At 27.9% G+C, this 26,430-nt stretch carries 25 protein-coding genes; 6 read left to right on the top strand and 19 right to left on the bottom strand.

Annotated features, from left to right (window positions below; genetic code table 11):
- Positions 1-9: 9 nt before the first annotated feature.
- Positions 10-987, top strand: coding sequence for a CPBP family intramembrane glutamic endopeptidase (locus tag ACTG48_RS05410; protein WP_479918331.1), 978 nt, complete (start codon positions 10-12; stop codon positions 985-987).
- A 207-nt stretch (positions 988-1,194) separates the two neighbouring features.
- On the opposite strand, the gene ACTG48_RS05405 is transcribed toward ACTG48_RS05410, so the two are convergent.
- Both ACTG48_RS05405 and ACTG48_RS05400 read right to left on the bottom strand, forming a co-directional pair.
- Positions 1,195-1,818 (bottom strand): hypothetical protein, encoded by a 624-nt coding sequence (locus tag ACTG48_RS05405; protein ID WP_479918330.1) that lies wholly within the window; start codon positions 1,816-1,818, stop codon positions 1,195-1,197.
- A 54-nt stretch (positions 1,819-1,872) separates the two neighbouring features.
- Positions 1,873-2,952, bottom strand: a complete 1,080-nt coding sequence (locus ACTG48_RS05400) for an amidohydrolase family protein (RefSeq protein ID WP_021383780.1) — start codon at positions 2,950-2,952, stop codon at positions 1,873-1,875.
- A gap of 205 nt (positions 2,953-3,157) precedes the next feature.
- On the opposite strand from ACTG48_RS05400, the gene ACTG48_RS05395 reads away from it, so the two are divergent.
- Both ACTG48_RS05395 and ACTG48_RS05390 read left to right on the top strand, forming a co-directional pair.
- Positions 3,158-4,714, top strand: a complete 1,557-nt coding sequence (locus ACTG48_RS05395) for a PucR family transcriptional regulator (RefSeq protein ID WP_479918329.1) — start codon at positions 3,158-3,160, stop codon at positions 4,712-4,714.
- 72 nt (positions 4,715-4,786) lie between these two features.
- Positions 4,787-5,869 carry an immunity protein Imm33 domain-containing protein gene (locus ACTG48_RS05390; RefSeq protein WP_479918328.1) on the top strand — a complete coding sequence of 361 codons (1,083 nt, stop codon included), beginning with the start codon at positions 4,787-4,789 and terminating at the stop codon, positions 5,867-5,869.
- Positions 5,870-6,058: 189 nt separating this feature from the next.
- Here the strand turns inward: ACTG48_RS05390 and ACTG48_RS05385 are convergent, their stop codons facing one another.
- The 3 genes from ACTG48_RS05385 to ACTG48_RS05375 form a co-directional block, all read right to left on the bottom strand.
- Positions 6,059-7,672: a sensor domain-containing diguanylate cyclase gene (locus ACTG48_RS05385; protein WP_021383797.1), complete on the bottom strand. Its 1,614-nt coding sequence runs from the start codon at positions 7,670-7,672 to the stop codon at positions 6,059-6,061.
- A 217-nt stretch (positions 7,673-7,889) separates the two neighbouring features.
- The gene (locus ACTG48_RS05380) at positions 7,890-9,377 is read right to left on the bottom strand and encodes a HAMP domain-containing sensor histidine kinase (protein WP_479918327.1); all 1,488 of its coding nucleotides are present in this window, start codon (positions 9,375-9,377) and stop codon (positions 7,890-7,892) included.
- Positions 9,367-10,083, bottom strand: a complete 717-nt coding sequence (locus tag ACTG48_RS05375; protein ID WP_021383749.1) for a response regulator transcription factor — start codon at positions 10,081-10,083, stop codon at positions 9,367-9,369. Before ACTG48_RS05375 ends, ACTG48_RS05380 begins: the two co-directional genes overlap by 11 nt.
- 480 nt (positions 10,084-10,563) lie before the next feature.
- Between ACTG48_RS05375 and ACTG48_RS05370 the strand changes: the two genes are divergently transcribed.
- Positions 10,564-10,983: a hypothetical protein gene (locus ACTG48_RS05370; RefSeq protein WP_479918326.1), complete on the top strand. Its 420-nt coding sequence runs from the start codon at positions 10,564-10,566 to the stop codon at positions 10,981-10,983.
- A 90-nt stretch (positions 10,984-11,073) separates the two neighbouring features.
- Here the strand turns inward: ACTG48_RS05370 and nagB are convergent, their stop codons facing one another.
- From nagB to ACTG48_RS05355, 3 genes are all read right to left on the bottom strand, one after another.
- The gene (gene nagB, locus ACTG48_RS05365) at positions 11,074-11,823 is read right to left on the bottom strand and encodes a glucosamine-6-phosphate deaminase (protein ID WP_479918325.1); all 750 of its coding nucleotides are present in this window, start codon (positions 11,821-11,823) and stop codon (positions 11,074-11,076) included.
- Positions 11,824-11,921: 98 nt separating this feature from the next.
- The gene (nagA, locus tag ACTG48_RS05360; RefSeq protein WP_479918324.1) at positions 11,922-13,055 is read right to left on the bottom strand and encodes an N-acetylglucosamine-6-phosphate deacetylase; all 1,134 of its coding nucleotides are present in this window, start codon (positions 13,053-13,055) and stop codon (positions 11,922-11,924) included.
- Positions 13,056-13,064: 9 nt separating this feature from the next.
- A complete protein-coding gene (locus tag ACTG48_RS05355; RefSeq protein WP_021383802.1) occupies positions 13,065-13,799 on the bottom strand; it encodes a GntR family transcriptional regulator in 735 nt (244 codons plus the stop codon).
- A gap of 293 nt (positions 13,800-14,092) precedes the next feature.
- On the opposite strand from ACTG48_RS05355, the gene ACTG48_RS05350 reads away from it, so the two are divergent.
- Positions 14,093-14,935, top strand: coding sequence for a CvfB family protein (locus ACTG48_RS05350; protein ID WP_479918323.1), 843 nt, complete (start codon positions 14,093-14,095; stop codon positions 14,933-14,935).
- A gap of 409 nt (positions 14,936-15,344) precedes the next feature.
- Here the strand turns inward: ACTG48_RS05350 and ACTG48_RS05345 are convergent, their stop codons facing one another.
- Together ACTG48_RS05345 and ACTG48_RS05340 are read right to left on the bottom strand one after the other, a co-directional pair.
- On the bottom strand, positions 15,345-15,608 hold the full coding sequence (locus tag ACTG48_RS05345; protein ID WP_479918322.1) for a zinc ribbon domain-containing protein: 264 nt from the start codon (positions 15,606-15,608) through the stop codon (positions 15,345-15,347).
- A gap of 124 nt (positions 15,609-15,732) precedes the next feature.
- Positions 15,733-16,617: an AraC family transcriptional regulator gene (locus tag ACTG48_RS05340; protein ID WP_479918321.1), complete on the bottom strand. Its 885-nt coding sequence runs from the start codon at positions 16,615-16,617 to the stop codon at positions 15,733-15,735.
- Positions 16,618-16,919: 302 nt separating this feature from the next.
- On the opposite strand from ACTG48_RS05340, the gene ACTG48_RS05335 reads away from it, so the two are divergent.
- Positions 16,920-17,699 carry a class I SAM-dependent methyltransferase gene (locus tag ACTG48_RS05335; protein WP_479918320.1) on the top strand — a complete coding sequence of 260 codons (780 nt, stop codon included), beginning with the start codon at positions 16,920-16,922 and terminating at the stop codon, positions 17,697-17,699.
- A 102-nt stretch (positions 17,700-17,801) separates the two neighbouring features.
- Here the strand turns inward: ACTG48_RS05335 and ACTG48_RS05330 are convergent, their stop codons facing one another.
- The 9 genes from ACTG48_RS05330 to ACTG48_RS05290 all read right to left on the bottom strand — a co-directional run bounded on the left by ACTG48_RS05330 (position 17,802) and on the right by ACTG48_RS05290 (position 26,316).
- Positions 17,802-18,143: a GNAT family N-acetyltransferase gene (locus ACTG48_RS05330; protein ID WP_479918319.1), complete on the bottom strand. Its 342-nt coding sequence runs from the start codon at positions 18,141-18,143 to the stop codon at positions 17,802-17,804.
- Between the two features lie 254 nt (positions 18,144-18,397).
- Complete coding sequence (locus ACTG48_RS05325; RefSeq protein WP_479918318.1) at positions 18,398-19,579, bottom strand: NAD(P)-dependent malic enzyme; 1,182 nt, start codon at positions 19,577-19,579, stop codon at positions 18,398-18,400.
- A gap of 66 nt (positions 19,580-19,645) precedes the next feature.
- On the bottom strand, positions 19,646-20,194 hold the full coding sequence (locus tag ACTG48_RS05320; protein WP_479918317.1) for a Fe-S-containing hydro-lyase: 549 nt from the start codon (positions 20,192-20,194) through the stop codon (positions 19,646-19,648).
- Positions 20,195-20,206: 12 nt separating this feature from the next.
- Entirely contained in the window at positions 20,207-21,046 is an 840-nt protein-coding gene (locus tag ACTG48_RS05315) for a fumarate hydratase (protein WP_479918316.1), read from the bottom strand.
- 198 nt (positions 21,047-21,244) lie between these two features.
- A complete protein-coding gene (gene ybaK, locus ACTG48_RS05310) occupies positions 21,245-21,715 on the bottom strand; it encodes a Cys-tRNA(Pro) deacylase (RefSeq protein WP_479918315.1) in 471 nt (156 codons plus the stop codon).
- Positions 21,716-21,836: 121 nt separating this feature from the next.
- On the bottom strand, positions 21,837-22,535 hold the full coding sequence (locus ACTG48_RS05305; protein WP_479918314.1) for an ABC transporter ATP-binding protein: 699 nt from the start codon (positions 22,533-22,535) through the stop codon (positions 21,837-21,839).
- Complete coding sequence (locus ACTG48_RS05300) at positions 22,523-23,308, bottom strand: ABC transporter permease (RefSeq protein WP_021383772.1); 786 nt, start codon at positions 23,306-23,308, stop codon at positions 22,523-22,525. Before ACTG48_RS05300 ends, ACTG48_RS05305 begins: the two co-directional genes overlap by 13 nt.
- The gene (locus ACTG48_RS05295; RefSeq protein WP_479918313.1) at positions 23,280-24,275 is read right to left on the bottom strand and encodes an ABC transporter substrate-binding protein; all 996 of its coding nucleotides are present in this window, start codon (positions 24,273-24,275) and stop codon (positions 23,280-23,282) included. Before ACTG48_RS05295 ends, ACTG48_RS05300 begins: the two co-directional genes overlap by 29 nt.
- A 106-nt stretch (positions 24,276-24,381) precedes the next feature.
- Positions 24,382-26,316, bottom strand: coding sequence for a YgiQ family radical SAM protein (locus ACTG48_RS05290; RefSeq protein ID WP_479918312.1), 1,935 nt, complete (start codon positions 26,314-26,316; stop codon positions 24,382-24,384).
- Positions 26,317-26,430 lie beyond the last annotated feature (114 nt).

Genomic DNA, 26,430 nt, shown 5'->3' with positions numbered 1-26,430 from the left:
TAAATTATTATGATAAAAAGTAATATAGCTGAGAAAAACAATGATAAAAAAATAAATAGTATAGAAGTCGCAATATTTTTTATAGTCACTTATGGTATATCACTATTATTTGGAATCCCTCTCTACTTTAAAGAATATATGAACCCAGAAATAATGGTAATATTTATGACTATACTACCAGCATCAGGAGTTTCAATAGCAAGAATTTATAGATATAAGAAAAGTGATAAACATATCATACTTAATTATGTCATAATAGCTGACTTTTTATTATCTTTATCTCTAGTTACTTTAAAAACATTTCGAATAATAGATGATGAAACTATAAACCTAGGGATAGGTATTTTAGTTTTATTTGCTGGTATTACAACTATATGTTATGTATGTATAGAAGGTAAAGAACTTTATCCATTTAAAAACGAAAAAAAATCTATTAAATATATTTTTATTTTTATAATAGTAATTAATTTAAGTAAATTTATAATGTTAGGATGTAAGGATATTAATTTTATTAATTTATTTATGAGCATATTTTCCATTATTCCTTATCTCGCAACCCAAAGTATTCTTTTTTTTGGTGAAGAATATGGATGGAGAGGATTTCTTCAAGAAAAAATGCAGATAAAGTTTGGTAAACGAATAGGAGTTATTTTATTGGGGGTTATATGGGAGCTATGGCACATACCTTTATGGTTTACAGTTTATCATGTAGACGGTTTAGGCATATTACTTAGATTATTTTTTGTAATTAGTATTTCTATATTTTTAGGCTATGTTTATATGAAAACTAAAAATATATGGGCATGTATTGTAATTCATTTAATTAATAATACAGTTTTTTTAGATGCTGATTTGAATAATATCTTTTTAAATTTTAATTCTTCAAATCTTAATTCAAATATTATATTAGGTTGTTTAATTTTTTCTGTACTCCTTTCATTATTTATTTTTACTAAAGAGTACAAAAAAGAATATAAAAAGGAGTAACAAAAATAGCAAATTAAATAAATTTTTTATAGAGTATTATCTTAAATATACAAAGTTTATTTAAAAAGAGGCTGTCTCAAAAGAGAGATAAGTCTCTTTTTCATTGTTGAAATGATAAAAATATATTTGATTTCATACAAAGAAGAGTGCCTCATAAACTAAAAAGTTCATTTTGAGACACCCCCCTTTATTTATATTTAAAACAATCTAAATTCTAGAGTTCTCTAATAGCCATTTTTCTGCATCTTTATAAAGTCTATCAACCTTTTCTGGTCTATCTATTCCAGGAAGTTCTTGATTTATTTTATATCCATCCTTACTAAGCATATAAGAAAGACTTGCATATGAAGGTCTATAATCCTGTATGTCTTTCTTAGAAGTTTTGACATCTCCATCCTGATAAACAGGTAAAATTATATCTTTTTCATATATAGCATCCATAGATATTATATACCATATATCATCTATCTTTTGAGTCTTATACAAAAACTTGACATCTGACTGAAGTTCAACTAAATTTCCATCAATTTCATTTCTAATATGAATAGCCCCCATTGTGATTGATACTGCCTTATTATTATTTATCCAAACTAATGTATCACAAATTTTATGTGGTGCATAAGATTTCATCTTACTTGATTCTTCTACAAACCCTTTTCCACTACCTTGATACCAAGATATTGAAACAGTAGATTCCTTTGCAAAGCATTTTTTCATTTCATCCCATAATGCATTATCCCTACAAAATCTCTCAAATTCTATAAGTTCTTTTACACTATTTTTATCTACTATATCTTGCATAGAATTCTTTCCTGGTCTACTTAATAACATGTTCTCAATCTCCTTTAACATAAATTTCTTTTATTTTTAACACTACTCAGTTTACTATCTTACTTTATTGCCTTTTATCCATACACCTTTTATATTTCTAGTTGCTGTTATATCTTTAATTGGGTCACCTTCAACCATTACTAAATCAGCTCTTTTTCCTTCTTTTATTAATCCACGGTCATTAAGACCTAATAGTTTTGCTGGCAAACTTGTTGCACTCTCAAGTACCTCAATTGTATTAAGACCTGCCTTAACTAATAATTCAAATTCACGATGAAGGGACTCCCCATGTTTCACTATACTAACAGAATTCTCATCATTATTTGCATCAGTTCCAGCTAATATCACCACTCCAGCTTTTTTCAATGTAGCTGTATTTTCTATTGCTGTTTCTAACCTAACCTCTTCTCTTCCTGTAGCTTTTTTTATATTTGATATTATACTTTCCATCATAACTATAGTTGGAATTGATATAAGATTTTTCTCTTTTATCCTTTTTACTACATCATCAGATAATTTCCCTATAAAAGGAATATGATTTATTACATCAACATTTGCTTTTTCTGCATATTCATAAGCTATAGTTGTAGGTGCATGAGCAAATACTTTTTTCCCATTTTCATGAGATATTTCAACTACTCTTTTTATTGTCTCAAAATCAAAAGCTATTTTAGATGCTTTTGGGTCTTCTATTATAATTTTTACGAAATCTGCTCCTTGTTTAATTTGTTTCTTAGCAAAATGTTCAGCATCTTTAATAGTATGTATTTTACTATCTTTAAACCCCATGCCCATAAGATGAGGGTGTGATGCTGGTGCAACAGGTTCATATACACTACGAATATCTGTTAGTCCATCTATATTTCTTAAAGATTCTACTATCTCTTTGCTATTAGTTGCCATATCAAGCATAGTAGTTATCCCCCAGTTAGTTGCATCCTCCAAGTTTTTTATACTATCTAAATGAACATGAGAATCAATAAATCCTGGAAGTAAGGTACATCCTTCCCCATCTATAATAATATCAGCAGTTGTTTTTGATGATATTACTCCATCTTCTATTACAATACTCTTTTGTTTTGAAAGTTTTTCTCCATCAAATATTTTAATATTTGTAATTTTAGTTATTGCCATACTCCACACTCCCTTTATTTTTATTTACTAAAAACCTTATTCTTATTTAATTAAAATTTTTTACTTTGATGCTTTCTTAGTTTATATAACTAATTATATATAAATTAATTTGCTTAAACTATGTGTTAGAATCTAAACTTTGATGTAAAATATACTATATCTATTGTGTTATAGTACAATCAGATATAATGAGAGGAGGTTTCCCATGAAATTAGTATATTTAATGAAAGGTATATCTCAATATATCTCAGTATTAAAGCCATTTCTAGATGAATATATAGATATCACTAGCTTAAATATTTATAAAAATAATCAAACTGAATTTAATACTGGATGTTTATATTTAGGAAATATAACAGATATTTCTGTAGATTTGACCAATATGAATTTTTTAGGTATCTTTATACAAAATGAAGTTAACATTGATTTAGAAAGATATAATTTAAACCCAAATATTTGTATCATAAAATCTAAAAAAGAAAAGTATGACCTTTTTGGTGAATTGTTAAATATCATGAATCAAGAAGTACATCTTAGTTTATGTTCTCAAAAGTTTTTTGATGTAGTTTCTGAGAATAAAGGCATACAATATTTAATCGACATAGCACATGAAGAATTCGGCTATCCTATAATAATTCGTGACTCTAGCTTCAAAGTTTTAGCTTATTCTTATGATGTCAGTGATATATTACAACTTACTGAGGATTCTAATGGAGATAAATATTTAGACGAAGAAACTATAAATTACATAAAATATCAAAATATCCATAAAAAAATACATTATAATAAATCTACTAAAGATGAAAATAAACCAGATAACTGGCTTGGAACATTAGTCTCATCCGTATGTGTAGAAGAAATTGAAGTAGCTCATATAGCTATCTGTGAATGGAAAAAACCACTTAATGAGTTTCACTTTAAATTATTAGAATCACTTAATAAAGCTTTATCTCTAGAACTACAAAAAAATAATTTGTTTAATATAGATAAAAAACTTATTCCTAATTATATACTTTCTGATTTGTTGGAAAAAAAGTACCTAGATGATGATACTATAAGCAAAAGATTCCATTATTTAAATTGGACTAAGTCAAATTCATTAAATATAATGGTAATAGTAAACAAAGATAACAATTATTTTGATAGTAAAGTTCCTTTTATCATGCAATCTTTAAGTGCATTTATACCATCTAATAACTGTGTAGTACATAAATCTGCTTTAGTCGTTTTTATTAATGATTCTTTAATTCATAATTTAATTGACAATGAGAATGAAGAATTTATTAATTACTTAAAACTAAATTCACTTTATGCTGGAATAAGTTCAAGATTTTCAAAGCTATCTGATAGTTGGAAGTATTATATTCAAGCTAAAAGAGCTAGTGAAATTGCTCAAAAATATGATATAAACTTTTCTCCATTTGGGAAAAGCATACCATATATACTCTACGAGCTACTTAGTACTAATTATGATTTATATGACCTCAATCATCCAGCTGTAACCAAACTAATTGAAGAAGATAAAAAAAATGGTTGTAATTTATTAGATACCTTAAAACAATATATATACTTTAATAATTCACCAAGCAAGGCTGCTAAAGTCTTAAATATTCATAGAAATACTCTGTTTTATAGAATTAATAAGATAAAAGAAATCACAGGTATTACACTAGACTATGCTGATGAAATACTTCAGATTTATATTTCTATAAAAATGATTGAAATTAACTCAAGAAATAAAAGCTATGAAACACATAATTAAACTATATACTTTATAGCTTTTATTTTTTATATGTATGTGCTTTTACAAATATAAAAAGTAAGGAGAATTTATATGAAATTATCTAGTAAAAAGGAACAAAATGTCGAAAACTCAGAAATGAAACAGTATATAACTGGAGCAGGAGGTTGTATTGTCAGTAAATCAATTCTCAATGGAACATCAAAATTGAAGTGGCTTTTTAGAGAAGACAGTGAATTTGGAAATGGATGGATTGCTTTTGGAGATACAGATACACAGGAGTATGTTGATAATCCTAAAAACATGACAATTATAGATTTTAATACTCTTGTTAATATTGAACCAACTACTTTAAATATTTTTTATATGCCTATAGGAACAGACCTAGAATTTCGCTCTGATAAAAGTGGAAAATATTTTATTGACACAAACACAAGGAAAGAAATTAGAGAACCAGTTAAGCATCCTGCACAAATAGCCTTTGAAAAGAACCTAAAATTTTTAAATCAGGAAAATTATCCAATAGAATTTTTTAAAAGCTTGTTTCAAAAAAGTGACAAACTTGAACCATTTATCGTGGGGAAAACAGATTTTCCAAGCGGAGAAGTTGTCCTTGCAGACCCTCTTGCATATTTAGGGAGTGAGTATGAAACTTGTTTAGAAAGAAAAATACCAGTTGGAAGTTATTCTGTAGAAATATCTATTTGTCATTCTAAAATTGCTGGACTTAGAATTGCAGCAGCTAGATTAATTATTAGTGACAAGCAACCTATTACATATGAAATTGCTATGCCAAAAGGAAAAGGAATCGAAGACTTTGGAAAAGCAGGAGCATGGACTTTTTTTGGTGTGGATACAGGATTAGCTTGCTTTTCAGACGCAAAAGTTGCAAAGGAATATGCTAGTTTTACAACAAAATGGCAAAATGAAAATCCAGATAAAAATAAATATCATGATTATTTTTCAGCACTTTTTAAAAAAAGCTATGAAATGTATCCAAACATCCAGAATAAAGATGGCAATTTCTTGATTTGGCAATTGCCACAAACACCCTATAGATTAATTATGTTAACAAGTGGCATGGGTGATGGTATTTACAGTGGATATTGGGGACTTGATGCATATGGAGAGGTCACAGAACTCATAATACCATTTATGAATCCAATATATTTTTAAGCTATAAAACTTATTGTCGATTTAGGTTTACTAAATAATCTCCTTTTAAAATACATAATACTTAGTTGAATAGAAAAGTAAGGCTATGCTTTTTATGACCATAGCCTTGCTAATAAATGTTTATAAATTCAGCTACATGAGCCAACTTTTTAATAATTTATCTATATACTTAAACTATATATTCTAAATTCACTGTATATATAGTTCTTCCTCAAACAAACAATAAGAATTCTTACCAGATGCTTTTACATTATAAAGTGCTCTATCTGCATTTTTGAACAATTCTATAAATGAATTTCCATTTTGGGGATATATTGCAATACCTATACTAACAGAAGCCTCAAAACTAAAACTTAAGTCATTATAATTATCATAAAGAACTCTGTTTAATTCTTTTGCTTTTTTATGCAAGTTTACTTCTGAATGATAATCTTGCATATATACTACGAATTCATCACCACCAATTCTTCCAACTAAATCTTCATTACCAAAACTGGCTTGTATCTTCTCAGCAAAAGTTTTTAACACAAAATCACCAAATGGATGCCCGAAATTATCATTTATTTCTTTAAAATCGTCTAAATCAATAATGAATAAAGCATCTTTTTTGTTATTTTTATTTGTAGATATAACTTCTTCTACTAGTTTTTCAAATGTACCTTTATTATATATATTTGTCAATGAATCACTTTCTGCTCTAGTTTTTAGCTCTTCATATTTTTTTATATCACTATCTACATCTACAATCACGCCTACAACCTTTAAAAGTTTATTTTCATCATCAAAAATCTTTGTTACTGATGTTCTACACCAAATATATTCGCCATTAGATTTTTTTAAACGATATATTACTTGATTATGTTTGTCATTTTCTTTAATACTTTCAAGAAAATCTTCAAATACACTGTAATCTTTACGATGAACTAATTCTTTATCTCTAATCTCTTTTAAAAGATTTTCACATTTACTGCTATATCCAAATTTTTCAGTCCAGGCCTGAGATACAAATGATTTATCTTCTTTAAGATTCCATTCAAAGACAACAGAGTCAGTCTGTTCAACAATAATCTTATAACGTTCATTACTAAGTCTTAATTCTTCCTTATGAATTATTTCTTGCTCAAGTATTTCATACTTCATAGATAATTTAGTTTTATCTATAATAGATTTAAATAGATAAAATACAATAAAATTAATATATAAAATACCAATACTTGATATTAAATTTAGAAATTTTAAACTTTCAGAACTAAAGAACTTGTTTATATCAAATATAGAAATAGCTAGAAATAAACTAAATAAAGGTATTGCAAGTAAAATAATCCAATACTTTATTGGCATATCTGAATGTACATCTTTTTTAAATAAACAAACAATCTTACATATAAATAAAAAAACGATTTTAGATAAAATTGTGGCTAATACTCTTATACCATTGTTTTCAAACATTATTTCAAAGCCTTCTTTTATAAATAAGACAAAAATACTTGTAACCACAATTTCTGATAATATAAAGAATACATTTAATAAAACAGTAGCAAATAATCGTGTCTGTATATTTCCTTCATATAAAAATGATGCTGAAAAAATAAGAATAAAAATTAAAGGTATTGTGATTGCAGGATTTAAAGTTATTAAATTACAGACTCCTAAGCATATTATAAAACCCAATCTAGCATATCTTATAGCTCTTGTATATCCTTCTTTCTGACCTAAAAAATCTGATAAAAACATATGGACAACAAAAGCTTCAAATATAACAGTTACTAAATTTGTAATATCAAAAAGCAGTTGTTCTTTCATACATATTTTTTATAAAATAAGAAGCTTACTTAAGCTAAATACACTTCAGATTTTACTTTTCCTTTCTGAATATATATTTAAGCATCTACTTTAATTGTCAACTATTATAATATATGTCAGCTTAATATTGTTCTTTTTTCAACAGTATACAATAGATATATGTAAAAAACAACTTCAAATATTGACATATTTTCTTTAATATCTCTTTATATTATCTTTATAACTTAAATACTATAGTAAACTTAGCACCTTTTTTACCATTTTCCGCATATATACGTCCACCATGCTTATTTACAATAGATTTAACTATTGATAATCCAATTCCATGATTACCCCCAACCCCCTTATAAAATCGTTCAAAAATGTGAGGTAAATCTTCTTTATTAATCCCAATTCCATCATCTTCAACTATAACAACTATATTTTTTTGATTATGTTTACATACTATTTTAATTTCACTCTTAGCGTATCTTAAGGCATTTTCTATAAGGTTCATAAATGCTTTGGATACATTTTTTTCATCACATTCAAATAAAACCATTTTTTCATCAAACTCATAAACAAATCTTATACCTTTATTTATAGCTCTTACATTTTGTCTAGAACCACAGTTTGAAAGTACTTCTCTTAAATCACATTCTACGAGTTCATAATCTTTAGTTATATTATCAATTTTAGATATATATAACAAATCTTCAACCATATCACTCAATCTATCACTTTCTTCAAGAATTATATCACTTGCATGTTTGCTGTCTATTACATTATACTTTATAGCTTCTGCATAACCTTTAATGGACATAAGTGGTGTCCTAAGTTCATGAGAAGCATTTTGGAAAAATATTTTTTGTTCATTATCATACTTATCAAGATATTCAGCACTCTTATTCATAATATTTGAAAGTTCTACCAATTCCTTGTCTGAAAAATCAAAGTAAGTCCTTCTAAAATCACCCTGACCCATTTTTTTTGCAAAACCACATAACTCTTTTATAGGTTTAGCAATTTTTTCAGATAAAACTATAGCTGTAAATATTGCTAATATACCTGCAAAACACATTACAAATATTAATACAATGTTTATCTTTTGGACTAGATTTAAGGTTTTTGATATATCTATAAAAAGAATTAAATACTTATCTTGTTCTCCATATATACTAGTTATTTTTACAGTTGAAATATAATAATCATTACTTCCAGTAGATATGCGTGTATTTTCATCTGAGTTTAAATCCAGTTTTTCATTTTGAATACACTTTTTAATAGATTCCATCTCATCAATATTCTTTAAAAAGTCATCCTCTCTTGTTGGAAATATCAAGTTATACTTTGAATCAACCACCATAGCATCAGCATCTGATTGTGTTTCTGCCATCCTAACTTTATCTTGTACATTTCTCATAAAATTAGATAATGCTTTTGGAGGAAGCTTTCCATCATCTTGAGGAGGCTTAATAGGTCTAAAATTGCTATCCATATGTTCTACTATTTCTGTAGATTTTGTTAGCTCTTCATTTGCAGTTGTTTTTATGTACGTATCAAGCAATATATTAAAAGATACTAATATTATCATAAATACTACAATTATTAAACACAGTATACTCAATAAAATCCTAGTTTTTATGCTTATATTTTTCTTTGAAAATTTTAATTTAAATATAGATTTAATCTTATTTGCTGTATTTTTATCATTTTTATTTTCCATCTGAATTTTTCTCCTTTAATCTAAACCCAAAACCCCAGACAGTTTCTATCAAAATATTTGTATCTAAAATCTTTTTACGTAGTCTTTTAACTGTATCATCAGCAGCTCTTGTCTCAACTTCTATATCATATCCCCATATTTTATTTAATAATTCATCTCTAGAAACTGCCCTGTCTCTATTTTCAAACAGATAAGTTAATAGATTGTATTCATTTGGTGTTAAGTCTATATTGTCACTTTTATTTGTAACGATTTTATTTTTTTTATTTATTGTTATATCACCAAATTTTAATTCCATATCGACAGAATCACCATACTTATCATAATTTTGTTTCTTTTCAAATTCTATCCTTCTAAATATAGACTTTACTCTCATAACTAAAGACATTGGACTAAATGGCTTTGTAAAATAATCATCACTACCCAAAGTTATCCCTGTAATATAATCTATATCTGTATCTCTTGCAGTAAGCATGATTATTGGAACAGTACTCTTCTCACGAAGTTTCGTACATACATCAAAACCACTTAAACCAGGCATCATTATATCTAGAATTACTAAGTCACACTCTTTTTTATTAAATTGCTCTAAAAGTTCATCACCTGTTTTAAAATCCATAACATCATGACCTTCATTTTTTAAGAATGTCTTTACTAAATTTCTTATATTATCTTCATCGTCTGCTATATAAATTAACTTATTCATACACTCACTCCCTAATAAACTTTTAATTTAAATTAAATAGTATAAATATATTGATTAAACAATTAAATTCCAATATGTAAGATAAATATTATTTTTTACTATATTTAAATTATATCAGTTTTTTATGGTACATTAGTTTTAAAATTGTTTAGATTTTAAGGCAATTTTAAGGCAAAGACAAATTATTATAGAATTTATTAAATTCAGTGCAAAATGTCATAAAACAATAATCCAATATTTAACTATATTTATTCATTTTTTATCGAAATTGCTATTTAAAAAACTTTTCATTGAATATTCAAACAATTAATATTATAGTTATATTAAATAATACAGTTTACTTCAAGCATAAAAAACATTTATTAATATGTCATACTTAGTCCATTCTCAACTAATTTTATGGATTTCTTAAACTCATTGGCAAAACTAGATTTCAACAGAATAAAACTAGATAAAGTCTTTATGAAAGGAGAATTTAAGATGAAAAAAGCTCTTAGATATTTTTTATTTTTAATTATTCTATTACTCATGTATTTTTTAGCTGTTAAATTAAATTTTGATTACTATCAGCAAATTCATACCAGTTTTACACAAGACTTTAAAAAATTTGTTTTTATTAATTTGATTTCCTCTGGTGGTATTGGTTTATTACTAGGCGTTGAATTATTTATTAATGAATATAAAAAAAGTGGTAATTGGTATCTTGATATTCCAAGATTAGTTATTATCTGTATTCCATCTTTTTTTCTAGCATTAATGCCTATGCTAATCTTTATATTTCCAGTTGGAAATATTCCAATTATAGGAAATTTCATTATACTTGACCGAATACCACTGAACATAACAATTTTTAATATCTTACTTGGATACTTCTTGATAACTAGTTTTCGTAAAAAGTAATAACTAAATAATTCAAATAAGAATAGCTGTCTTTAAATAAATTTGATTATTTAAAAGACAGCTATTTTTTACTTAAGTTATATTCTATTCTTATACTAATTTATAATCTTTTGGATTCAGTTTACTTGCTGCTGCTTCATCTACTATAACTATAGTATCCTTGTGAAGTTGAAGTATAGAACCAGGAACTTCTGGAGTTATATCTCCATAAACAGTTTTATATACTGCATCAGCTTTTTCTTCCCCTGAAGCTAAAAGTAATATTTTTTTAGATTTTAATATTGAACCAATTCCCATACTTACAGCCTTTTTAGGAACATCTTCTCTTGATTCAAAGAATCTTGCATTGGCCTCTATTGTAGATTCTGTAAGTTCAACTACATGAGTTCTTTTTGCAAATTTATTATCAGGCTCATTAAAACCTATATGAGCATTACGACCTATTCCAAGTACTTGTACATCTATACCACCGGCTGCATCTATAGAAGCTTCATAATTTATACATTCTTCTTCAATATCATCAGCCATCCCATTTGGTAGATGGGTATTTTCTGGCTTAATATTTACATGATTGAATAAATTCTCTTTCATAAAATAATCATAACTTTGGTCATTAGATACTGGTAACTTATAATATTCATCTAAATTAAAACTAATTACATCTGAAAAATCTACTATATTATCATTATATTTCTTTACTAAATCTCTATACATACCTACTGGTGTGCTTCCTGTAGCTAGTCCCAATATTGAATTTGGTTTTAAAACTATTTGAGCTGCTATCATCTCAGCTGCTTTTTTACTCATTCCATCATAATCTTTGCATACTAATACTCTCATTTTGTTCCTCCTAAATTTTAGCTAAAACTTTAATTGATATAAATTTACTGTTACTTTTTTATGTTACTTTTATCTTCTTTAAATTTTGTTTTTATATATTATATATTTTTATATACTACTTCACCTAAACAAAGAGTCATCTTACAATTCAAATTCTCATCAAATACAGCTATATCTGCATCTTTACCTATTTCTAAACTTCCTTTTTTATCATTTATACCTAAAGACGTTGCTGGATTTAGAGATGCTAAATTAATTGCTTCATTCACCTTAAGATTTGTATTCTCTAAGAAGTTAAATACCATTTTATTTAAAGGCAATACACTTCCAGCTAATGCTCCATTTTCAAGTCTAGCCTCATTACCCTTAACTATGACTTTCTGACCTCCAAGAGCATAATTTCCATCTTCAAGCCCACCAGCCTCTATAGAATCTGTTATTAAAATCAATCTTTCTTTCCCTTTATTATTCAGTATAAATTGAAATAAATCTTTATTTATATGGATTGTATCTGCTATTAATTCACTGTATACATTAGTTGTAAGTGCAGCACCAACAACCCCTGGGTCTCTATGGTTTAAACCAGTCATTGCATTAAACATATGAGTTACATTTGTTACCCCTAAATTTATAGCTTCTTTAGCTTGCTCATAATTTGCATTACTATGACCAATAGACAACACTATATCTGTACATCTTTTTATTTCCCTAGTAAAATCAAAATCAATGTCTTTTTCTGGAGCATAAGTTATGACTTTTATAACATCTTTATATTCTTTGATAAATTCGTATTTTGAATTTATTATAAATTTTTCGTTTTGTGCTCCTTTATAACTTTCATTTATAAAAGGCCCTTCTAAATGTGCTCCTAATACCTGTGCTCCTTCAAGTTTTCTATTTTGAGCTTTTTTAATGACTTCAAGAGCATCATAAACATGTTCTTTATCCATGGTCATTGTAGTTGGAAGAAAAGAAGTCACTCCATGTCTCATTATTGATTTTGAAATTGTTTCAATAGATTCATCAGTCGAATCCATTGTATCTTTTCCCATATTTCCATGTATATGAATATCAATAAGCCCTGGAGATATATACTTTCCATTAGCATCTATAACTTCACAATCTTTTGGTGCACTATCAGTTATATCCATTATTTTTTCATCAAATACTAGTACTTTATTTTCCAATATTTGATTCTTTAATATTATTTTTCCATTAATTAAACATTTCATATTATTCACCTACTCACTCAATACTATTTCATATTGATATTTATCTGTCCTAAATATTGATATGGTATATTCTATTGGATTACCTTCTCTATTATAAGAATTTCTATGAAGCTTAAGAGCCAAAGCGCCTTCTTCGGTCTCTAGAAGCTTACTTTCTTCATCTGAAAGTATTATTGGCTCCATTACTTGCTCAGCTTTTTGTATCTTATAACCATACTTTTCATTTAAAACTCCATATAATGAAGAATTATCTAATATCCCTTTTGTAAGACCTTTACACATTTCTTCTGATAAATATACTATTTCCAATCCAAATGGCTCTCCATCAGTATATCTAAGTCTAACAATCTTATATATATTTGTGGTGTTGTCATTTATTCCAAGCTTTCTTTTAACTAAATCATCAGGTAGTTCCATCTCAAAGGATAATATATCCGTTTTTATGTTTACTCCCTTTTCTTTCATAACATCAGTAAAACCTTTTACATTTGAAAACTGGTATTTCTTTTTTTGCTTTGCAACAAAGGTTCCTTTACCTTGTACTCTATAAAGAAGACCTTCTGTAACTAATCCAACAATAGTTTTATTTACTGTCATACGACTTACATTTTGTATGTTACAAAGTTCTCTCTCTGGCATTATTGCATCACCTTCTTTAAGCTCACCTGTCTCTATCATTTCTCTTATTATTGAACTTAATTGAGTATGCAATGGTATGTTATTAGATTTATCTACTATTTTCATATAATCACCACTTTTCGATATGGTATATACCAATTTTGGTATATACCAATTATACTTTAAAAGAAATTTTATTTCAATACTTTTAACTTATTTTGTAAAAATTTTAGTAAAATCTAAAGACAAAAAAGAAATTGGAGTTTATACTATATAGGAAGCTAGAGAATTGAAAAATGCATAAATAACTACATTATTTATTTCAAATTTCACTAATACTAATACATATACTGTGACAAACTACTACATAGGTATATTATGGCTAAATTATAAATATAAAATGAGAGGATGATTTTAATTTGATAAACATAGGTGATTTTAATAAACTTACAGTGAAAAGAAAAACTGAGTTTGGATATTTTTTAGATGGACAAACTAATAACACAAAAGACGATATACTTCTTCATAATAGATTAGTCGGAAAAAATGAAGTAAATATAGGTGATGAAGTAGATGTCTTCATATTTAAAGATTCTGATGATAGAACTGCTGCTACTTTAATACCTCCTTTAGCTAAGGTTGGAGATGTAGCACATTTGAAAGTAGTTGACAATACAGATATTGGAACTTTCATAGATATGGGACTTTCTAAGGATATACTAGTTCCTTTTAAAGCTAAGACTTATCCATTATTTAGGGATGAAAAATATTTATTTTATATATATTTAGATAAAAGTAAAAGAATTGCTGCTACTACAGATATAGATTCATATTTATCAACAGACCATACTTACAATGTAGGAGATGTTGTAACTGGAATTGTATATGGATTCCAAACTAATAATTCTGCCATGATATGTGTAGATAATAAATATGCTGGTGTAATACTTCATAATGAATACTTTACTGAATTAAAAACTGGCGATGTTCTTGAAAATTTACATGTTATAAAGGTATATGAAGATGGAAAACTAGGACTTTCTCCTAGAGGAAATAGAAAAGATGAACTTGATACTTTAGAAAATAAAATTTTAAGTTATTTAGAAGGCTCTGATGGATATATGAGATTTAATGATAAGTCTGACCCTAAAGATATTTCTATATTATTTAATTCAAGCAAGAAAAATTTTAAACGTGCTCTTGGAGTGCTTATGAAAAAAGGATTAATTTATCAAGATGAAGAAGGAACTTATCTAAAGTAGAATAAAAATTTTATACTGTAAAAAAAGAAGTAAAAATGAAAGATATTTTCTATTTCATATTTACTTCTTTTTTAATCTGATAATTGGCTAAAGATTCTTAATCAGATAAATCTTGAGGTAAAAAAGACATGGATAGATAAATAGCGTAGAAAGAACATATTTTAAACTTTGCCGTTTGAGGATAATGTAGATTTAACCATACAATAAGAACTGAACTCTCAGCCAACAACAAGTGGTATGCCATGAGGCATACCACTTGTTGTTAATATCATATTTTATATTCTTCTTCATACACTTCCTTGTAAACTGACCTAATACATTATTTAAATAAATCTAATCAGCATTCAGAATCAATATATTTATTATTAATTTTTATAAATTTTATACTATCTACGAATTTTGTATAAATTTACTTCCAACGTTTTAATGTTGGAAAGAAACTATTCATCATTGTTCTTGCTTCATCTTCAGTCATGCCTTTATTACTTTCAAGCATAGGAGGTATACAAACCTCTATCATCTCTTTCATACTTATATCTGCTATAAATTCACCATCTTTAAAACAATAGCTACAGTAATCAGTACTTTTACTTCCATCTTTATTTGTCCCATATAATTCATCAGTTTTTCCCATTGGCATAGCACAACATTGGCAAAATTTAGTTTCTTCCATTTTAAATCACTCCTTATATTTTTCTTTGGCTCCTAACCATATTCAAATTATATCAAGACTAATATGACATTATTATGTCATATTAAAAATAAAAAAACTAATAAAATTATTCCATATAAAAAACTCATTTCAAGTTTTCCATATCTCTATATTCTTTTGGAGAATATCCTGTTTTTTCTTTAAAGCATTTACCAAAATGGCTCATTTGGTTAAACCCAATAGTTACAGCTATATTACCAATAGGTTCATTTGTATGTTTCAGCAGTTGTGTTGCTTTTAATAAACGAATTTCATTTAGATATTTATATGGTGTAGTATTTAAACTGGATTTAAAACATCTTGAACATTCTGATTTACTAATATTTGCACTTTTTGCTAAATCCCCTAAGGTTAAATTTTCTGAGTAATTTTCTTCAATATATCGAAGTATTTTTTGTATACAGATATTCACTATATTTTTTTGTTTTCTTTTTGGGAAATTAATATTCTTTATCATTGTAAGCCAAAGAGAAGAAAGGCAAACTAGTACCTCATATATATAAAATTCTGTTTTATTATTTTCTATATCTGCTAATTGACTCAAAACAGACAATATTTCGTCATGCCAAACACTCCCCTGTATAAAGTGATAGAAAGTAAATTGTTCGTTCTCTACCACACTATCAACAAATGATTTTACATAAGCTCCAGCATAAAATTCTAAAAAATAGTTTGGAAAAATAAAACTATTATAATGACAATCTTTAATATGTTTTACATGATGTATAACATTTTTGTTGATGAAGATTCCTTCTCCTGTTTTAACTTGAACAATGTCATCAAGAGTCGTAACTTCGATTGCTCCACTCAGTACATATATAAATTGTAAATCATCATGCCAATGCATGACTTGAAAACCGAGATTTTTCGGATAAGATTTGTCATTGACTACATCAAGAGCAAGATAAGGAAAATCAGTATTTATATTCAGATTTATGGAATTGATGTATTTTTCTTTTTCTAAATCCAATGTTCATCTCTCCTTTGGTAATATTGTGATAATAATTGGTGTTTTTTTAATATTTTTTTGAAGTTTATCGTGATAAAATCATAATATGAACAATGATAAAGGTCAATATAACAATGAAGATATGACTATGATTTTCACATATGGCGACATGTAAATAGATACAGATTTATTCTCTTACATATTACACACTACATTATCAGTCAACAAATATCAATAAGAACACAAATTATAGTCTGTAAAAAGATTTAAAAAAGATAAAATAAGGAGGAAACTAACATTGAAAATAAGAAAGGAACCGCACTATGAAACCATCAAATTTAGAAATACTTAATCAGTCTTTCGATGTACAAGCCCCTAATTTTGAAAGTGATACTGTACAATTTTCAAAACAAGATTACTTAGATTATACTCTGTCCAATATAGCTCCCAATAAACATGATACTATTTTAGAAGTAGCTTCGGGAACTTGTATTTGTGGACGTTTCTTCTCACCTTTTGTACGAGCAGTAGTATGCTTAGACGCAACAATGTCTATGCTACAAGCTGGAAAGAAAGAAGCAGATAAAAATCACTTAGATAATATGTTTTTTATGAAAGGTTGTGCAGAGGAACTTCCATTTTTAGATAACAGTTTTGATATTGTATTTTCTCGTCTTGCTTTTCATCATTTCACAAACGTAAACACTGCATTTTCAGAAATGGTAAGAGTATTAAAACCTAATGGTAAATTAATAATGATTGACATGGAAGCTCCTCATGAAACATTGAGAAGTATAGAGGATAAACTTGAAACTTTGCGTGACCCATCTCATGTAAAAAACTTAAGTAAAGATGAAATGCAAAAACTATTTGAAAATTATGGTTTACACATAGAAAAATGTGACTCAAAGAAAATCGAGCAAAATTTAATGGCTTGGCTAGACTTAACCTTTACTAATGAAACAGCAAAAGAAAAGATTATCACTTGTATGCAGGAAGATATAAATGGTAAGAGAAAAACTGGTTTTTATCCTTTTCAAAATGATAAGGGCATATGTTTTAATCAAAATTGGGTTTTTATATTGGGAAGAAAAAGTATATAGTAAATATCATAACTTGTGTTGATAAAGATAGAGAGATACACAGCTTAGCTGTGTAATCTCCCTTATCTTGTATCATCATATCAAGACTAATTCAATTTCCAACTATCGTTTCTTTTTTATTGTGTAGGATTGTAAGCTCCTTTGGCATCCGTTTTTTTCATAGAACTCTTCTACTCCTGGTTGTGCACCAAAGTACAGCATGGTTGGTGTATTTTCTTTGGCAAGCTGGAGAAGTCTACTGCCAATACCTTTTTTCTGATACTCTGGAAGAACAAGTAACTCTGTAATTGTTCCAAAATAATAGCCATCTGAAAGAACTCGTAGACAGCCCACAAGCACTTTATCATCATAAGCACTTATATTCAATGTTTTTGATAATGCAGTCTGTGTTTTATCCATATCATAATCTCCTGGCCATATTCTGTTGACAAACGGAATGAACATTGAGGCATTAAGTTCTTGGTCATTAACTTTATATTCCATCATTTGTTACACCTCCACAAATTTAAATTTTTCACTTTATCATACCTGTATTATATCACTCACATATAAGCACAACAATAAAAATCAACACGACAAAATATAATGAGTATCATTAGATAGTAAAAATGCTCATATATCCAATAAAATAAGGATCTACGAGCATTTATAAATATTTTTAAAAATAAGACAAATCATATATAAAGTTTATAAAAAGATTATATTCTATTTACTTTAGTTTTTATAGCTGCTTCTTTAACTGCCTCAGCAACATTTTTTACAACATTTTTATTAAATACATCTGGTAATATGTACTCTGGACATATTTCCTCATCACTTATAGTATTGGCAATTGCATATGCAGCAGCTATCTTCATCTCTTCATTAATTTCTTTAGCCTTAACATCAAGTGCACCTCTAAATATTCCTGGGAAAGCCAATACATTATTTACTTGATTAGGAAAATCTGAACGACCAGTTCCCATTATGAACGCTCCACCTAATTTTGCTTCCTCTGGCATTATCTCTGGAGTAGGATTTGCCATTGCTAATATTATTGGCTTTTCAGACATACTTTCAACCATTTCCTTTGTAACAGCTCCTGGACCTGAAACACCTATAAATACATCTTTTCCTTTTATAATATCTTTTAAAGAACCTTTTTCATTTCTTATATTTGTTACTTCTAGCATCTCTTTTTGAACATAATTTAGATTTTCTATACTAGCTTCTAATGCACCACTTCTATCACATAATATTATATTCTTAACATTCATATTAAGTAATATCTTTGCTATAGCTATACCAGCAGCTCCTGCTCCATTTATAACTATTTCTAAATCTTCCATTTTTTTGTTTTCAATTAACTTTATTGAATTTATTATAGCTGCTGCAACTATTATTGCTGTTCCATGTTGGTCATCATGAAAAACAGGTATACCTAAAGATTTTTTTAGTCTCTCTTCTATCTCAAAACATCTTGGAGAAGATATGTCTTCCAAATTTATTCCTCCAAATACTGGTTCCATCAATTCAACAGATTTAACTATCTCATCTACATCATTAGTCTTTAAACAAATTGGAAAAGCATCTACATTTGCAAATTGTTTAAATAATATAGCCTTACCTTCCATAACAGGTATAGATGCTTCAGCACCAATATTACCCAATCCAAGCACAGCACTTCCATCGCTAACTACTGCTACTAGATTACCTTTAGAAGTATATCTATAAACATCATCTTGACTTTCATGTATTTTTAAACAAGGTTCTGCAACACCTGGCGTATATGCTGTTGATAAATCGTCCTTAGTTTTAATTTCTACCTTACTTTCTACACTTACTTTTCCTTTATTAATTTCATGCATTTCTAATGCCAATTTTGCATAATCCTTATACATCAATTTTCCTCCTTAAAATATATACAACTGTTTTTAAATTTTGATATGCATATAAATTTCTAAACCTTATTTACATTCATAAAGTGCTCGACCTTGCTCATATATATTATTCCCATAGCTATCTATAGCTACTGTAAGTTTAAGGTCTTCTACTACAATCTTTCTTATAGCTTCAGCTCCTAAATCTTCATATGCAATAATTTCACATGATTTTATTGAATTTGAGATATACGCTCCAGCTCCACCTATCGCAGCAAGATAGACTGCTCCATATTTTTGCATACCTTCTATAACTTCATCGCTTCTTTTTCCTTTGCCTATCATCAATCTAAGACCTCTTTCTAAAAGAGGTATAGTTAAATCATCCATTCTATAACTTGTTGTTGGACCAGCAGCACCTATAATTTCGCCTGGCTTTGTAGGAGTAGGACCTACATAATATATTCCTTGACCATATACATCAAATGGTAATTCCTCTCCTTTATTTATACACTCTATCAACCTTTTATGAGCAGCATCTCTTGCTGTATAAAGTATACCACTCAAACTAATTGTATCTCCACAATTTAATTTAGCTATATCAATTTCACTTACAGGTGTAGTTATATTTATCATTTTATTTTCCTCCTAAATTACTACCTTTGTATGTCTTGATGCATGGCAGTTTATGTTTACAACAACAGGAAGACCTGCTATATGTGTAGGAAAAGTCTCTATATTTAGACCTAAAGCTGTTGTAGTACCTCCCAAACCTTGAGGTCCTATTCCAAGCTTATTAATAGATGCTAATAATTCACTTTCAAGTTTAGCTATATTTTCATCTTTATTAAATTCTCCTAATTCTCTAAAAAGTGCTTTTTTAGCTATTTGAGCACATTTATCCACAGTTCCGCCTATACCAACTCCTATTACCATAGGAGGACATGGGTTAGGTCCAGCTTCTGAAACTGTATCTATTATAAATTTTTTAATTCCTTCCAGACCATCTGATGGTTTTAACATTTTCATCTTACTCATATTTTCGCTTCCAAATCCCTTGGCTGCAAATTCTATTTTAACTTTATCACCTTTCACCATCTCATAATGAATAATAGCTGGTGTATTATCTTTTGTGTTCACTCTGCTAATTGGGCTTACAACAGATTTTCTTAAGTACCCTTCTTCATATCCCTGTCTTACTCCCTCATTTATAGCATCAGTAAGCGTATCACCTTCAATTACAACCTCTTGTCCTAATTCAACAAAAAATACAGCCATACCAGTATCTTGGCATATTGGTATATTTTTTTCTTTTGCTATTTCAGCATTTTCAACTAATATATTTAATATATTTTTTCCAACTTCACTCTTTTCACTTTTAGCTCTTTCTTTTATACAACTTAAAACATCTTCTCCTAAATATAAACTTGCTTCTATACAAAGTTTTTTTACATGTTCAATAATTTGTTCAGACTTTATTTTTCTCAAGCGAACATCCCTCCATTACTTTATAAAAAATATTCGTGATTATACTTACACTTTACCATTATTCTTAAAATTTCTCAATATTTTTGTACAATTACATATAAGTAACTGAATATTTATTTCAGAGTTATTACTAATGTTATAAACAATATAACTCTTATCATTAAGCATATAGTCTCTATGTTTTTTATGTAATTTTTATTATTTTATTACATCTACAAATTCTACTTGTATAAGCTTTTGTAAATCAAATGGTGACAATTCTATTTGATATCCTATTTTACCTGCACTCACGATAATTGTATCCAAATTTTTTGCACTTTCATTTACAAAAGTTCTATAAAGTTTTTTCATACCTATAGGAGAACATCCGCCTCTAATGTATCCTGTAAACTTATTTATATCTTTTACATGAATCATCTCCACACTTTTCTCCTTAGCTACTTTTGCAACCTTTTTTAAGTCCAAGTTTTCATGTACTGGTATTACATACACATAGATATTCTTACTAACTCCTTGAGTTACTAAAGTCTTATACACTTCATTTACATCTCGTCCTATATCATGTGCTACCTCAACACCATCTACATGTTCACTTTTCACTTCATAAGACATTACTTTATAATCAATTTTATTTGAATCTAAGATTCTCATAGCATTAGTCTTAACCATACATTCACTTCCCTCTCATAAAATACGAACATTATACATCTTTTCGAATATTCTGTACTATTTTAATATAGTCTTATACTTTTAAATAAGCATATTTTAAAATAACAGTATTATTATAACTCTATATTAACTTCAAAACTTCATTTTTTTCCAATTCCTTAGAATTTTTTAGTATTTTTTTTATTCTAACAGGAGAATCACCCAAAATAAATATTCTATCAGCTAAAAATAATGCTTCCTCAATATTATGAGTTACAAATAACACAGTTCTATTTTCTTTTTTTAGTATATCTCTAAAATTATCCATTATAATTTGTGTATTTTTTGCATCAATAGATTTAAATGGTTCATCCATAATAATATTTCTTGATGGATATATAAAGGCTCTTGCGATATTTACTCTTTGTCTAAGACCTCCACTAAGCATTTGAGGATAGAATTTTTTATATTCACTAATTCCAACCAATTCTAAATACTCATCACAAATTTTATTTAGTTGAGTTTTATTATAGTATCTATTTACGACTATCTTTATATTTTCTTCTACTGTTAACCAATCTATAAGTCTATCATCTTGAAATATGTAACTAGCTTCCAATTTACTTTCTCTTTTATTCAATTCGTCTTTGATATTTAGATTGTTAGTATCATTTTTAATAATTCCACTTATTATGTTCAAAAGTGTAGTTTTTCCACACCCTGATTTTCCAAGAATACAATTAACCTCATTCTCATAAAAATCAATATTAAAATTTTTAAATATAATATGCTTATCATATCTTTTATTTATATTTTCAATACTTAGCTTCATCTTTTCCATAAAAAAGCTCTCCTTGCTAAAAACTTTTGAGCTATTTGCAAAATGGCGGAAATTAAAAGAACAATAATTATCCATGCAAATATTCCAGATGTATTAAAATTGATTTTTTCAGTCTGTATCATAGTTCCAATACCATATGTAGGTTGACTATACACCTCTCCTGCTATAGCAACTTTCAAGCTCAAAGAAAAGGTTGATACTAATATAGATATAATTTGAAATTTTATGGCTGGCAAATAAATTTTTAATACCTTATCTACAAATCTTATTTTATACACACTTGCCATTTCTAACAAGTTCTTATCTATATTAAATATAGCTCCCAAAACGTTATCATATAAGATAGGAAAAACTATAGCAAAGCCAACTATAAAAGGTGTACTATCTTTTTCAAACCAAATAAGTGCAAGTACTACCAATATCATAGTTGGTATTGAACGTGCTAAAGCATTGATTGGTTTTAATAAATTTCTAAAAAACCTACTTAAGTAAGACATTATTGATAGTATAATAGCAAAAATCATAGCAAATAAAAAACTAAAAAAACATCTGCCCAGAGAATAAAGTACATCTATATAGAAAGTAGAATTTAGTATGATTTCTTTAATGCTATTAAATACTTGAGTTACTGTAGGTAAAAATATGTCATTATCAACTTTTAAAGCAATAATTTGCCATAAAAATAAGAGGATAACACAAGAAAGTGTTACCTCTAATTTATCTATAAATTGTTCTTTATTTTTTTTATTTCTCAACAAAGTATATTGCTTCATCTGGTACTTTGCCTCCTAATGTCTTATCATCAAAATCAGCCAATTTATCATAGTAGTTTTTGTAGTCTTTAACCATGTCTTTAACTGGAATATATTTTAAATTAGCTCTTTCAAGAGCTTTTCCTATTATCTTGGATTCCGTAGATATTTTTATTTTTTCAGAATATGCCCCTAATTCTTCAGGATTTTTATTTGCCCAATCTATACTATTTGATAATTGACCGACAAAAGAATCCACAAAATCTTTATTATCTCTTAAGAACTCAGATTTTACAATTAATGTAGATTGAGGATAACCATCTTTTGAACCACTTACTTCCTTCCATGAGTCATTTAAACTTTTTATAATTTTTATATCTGGATTTTTAGACATCAAGGCACTAAGTGCAGGTTCTGGAACAATACCTGTTGTAATTTTACCAGTAGCCAATAATGGCACTAATTCACTTGCTGAATTCACATAATTGAATTTTATATCTGAAGAACTTATATCTTTTTGTAATAAAAGGCTCTTTATAGTTATATCTGGAGTAAGCCCTTTACCAGTACATCCAACTTCTTTACCAATTAAATCAGAATAATCTTTTATATTTTCTGTTGACACTAAATAAAGTGAACCCATTCCTACAGTACCAACAATGTTATATGCTGAAGTTTTATTATATGCTATTGCAGCCATGTTTGATGGAACTATAGCTATATCTACATCTTTTTTCATCACTCTAGTAGAAATCGCCTCTGGTGTCTTCTCAATACTATACTCTGTCTCGTAGCCTTCTTTAATTTCTGGATTTTCATTTGCAAGTTTAGCTATTGCTACTGCTGGTAATCCATCTGGAACAGCCACTTTTACTTCTTTAACAACTGATAACTCTTTTTTTGGAGATTTACCTTTTTCTGATGTACATCCTCCTAAAAAAACTACCCCAAATACTACTAACAATATTATAGAAATATACTTTTTCATCTTTTCCTCCCAAAGCTAACATCTTATAAAATAATTATATTTATTTATATTAATTTCTGTTAATTTATCGAATTATCCTTCTTATTTAAATATTTTTATTTATATTCTAATATTTTTTCTTTTTTTTAGTTGAATTTTTTTGTTGATTCTTATTAGTTTTGTTATTTGTATTAGCTCTTTTATTTTTATTTGCACCTTTAGATGTATTTTTCTTAGAATTATTTCTGTTAAAATAAGGCTTCTCATCTCTTGGCTTTATTAGACATCTATGTCCAAAACCAATTAAATCTTCTCTTCCTTCTTCTACTAATGCAGAATACACTAAATCATAATTTCTAGGTGCTCTATACTGTAATAAAGCTCTTTGCATCGCCTTATCACGTTTTGACTTAGGTACATAAACTGGTTGCATTGTAAGCGGGTCTATACCTGTATAAAACATTGTTGTAGATAGTGTCCCAGGAGTCGGATAAAAGTCCTGAACCTGCTCTGGTTGATAATGAGTATCTCTTAAATACTCAGCTAACTCTATAGCACTGTTTAATGTTGAGCCAGGATGACTAGACATTAAATATGGTATTAAATATTGCTTTTTACCCAATTCTTCATTTATAGCAAAAAACTTCTGTCTAAACTTATCATAAGTTTTTCCTGCTGGCTTTTGCATATATTTTAAAACTTCTTCTGATATATGCTCTGGTGCTACCTTTAATTGACCACTTACATGATGTTCTATCAACTCTCTAAGGAACTTATTGTTTTTATCTGCCATTACATAATCGTATCTAATACCAGAACGCACAAATACTTTTTTTATTTTAGGTAATTTTCTTACAGTTCTAAGTAAGTGTAGATACTCACTATGGTCTGCATCTAGATTTTTACATGGTGATGGTGATAGACATTGTCTATTTTTGCAAGCACCTTTAGTAATTTGTTTATTACATGCTGGCCTTCTAAAATTAGCTGTTGGCCCTCCAACATCATGTATATATCCTTTAAAATCATCCAAATTTGTTATTCCTATCGCTTCATCGATAATTGATTTTTCGCTTCTACTTTGCACTGCCCTACCTTGATGAAATGTTATTGCACAAAATGAGCAACTACCAAAACAACCTCTTGAACTTACTATACTAAATTTCACTTCTTCTATCGCTGGTATACCACCAAATTTTTCATACACAGGATGATATGTCTTTTGATATGGTAATCCATAGACTTCGTCTAATTCTTCTCTGCTAAGTGGCTTCTCTGGCTTATTTTGCACTAAATACTTACTCCCCTGAGGCTGAACAATTACATTTCCTCTAAATGGGTCTTGTTCATCATATTGAATTTTAAAAGCCTCTACATACTTCATTTTGTCTTCACATATTTCTTTATATGATGGAATTAATATATATTTATCATATACTTCATCTAATGTATCTGCAACATAACATGTCCCATCAATATGTCTAATATATTTTGGGTCATATCCATCATTAAGTGCATTGGCTACCTCTACAATCTGCTTTTCACTCATACCATAAACTAATAAATCAGCTCCACTATCTATTAACATAGATTTTCTGACCTTATCACTCCAATAATCATAGTGTGCAAATCTCCTTAAACTCGCTTCAATCCCACCTATTATTATTGCAACATCACTATATGCTTCTCTTATTTTATTGCAATAAACTATAGTAGCTCTATCTGGTCTATGTCCCATTTTTCCACCTGGAGAATACATATCCTTCTCCCTATGTTTTTTGCTAACAGAATAGTGGTTAACCATAGAGTCCATATTCCCTGCATTGACTAAGAATCCAAGTCTAGGCTTTCCTAACCTCATAAAATCTTCTGTAGTCTTCCAATCTGGTTGAGCTATTATTCCAACCTTGTAGCCAGCATTTTCTAAAACCCTGGATATTATTGCTGTCCCAAAACTATGATGGTCTACATACGCATCTCCTGTAACTAGAACAAAATCTAATTCTTCCCATCCTCTATCTATCATATCCTGTTTACTTATTGGTAAAAACTTATTTTCCATATTATCACCTGCTTAATATATATTTAACAAATATTTTTTCATACAAAAGTATCTTTCTATTTTGTTCTTAACGCTTAATTATATCACAAAAAATACTTAAAACCACAACTTAAA

Source organism: Clostridioides sp. LIBA-6822 (assembly GCF_056688955.1).
Note: the sequence above shows the minus strand (reverse complement) of the source record. Positions and strands in the feature narration are given on the sequence as shown.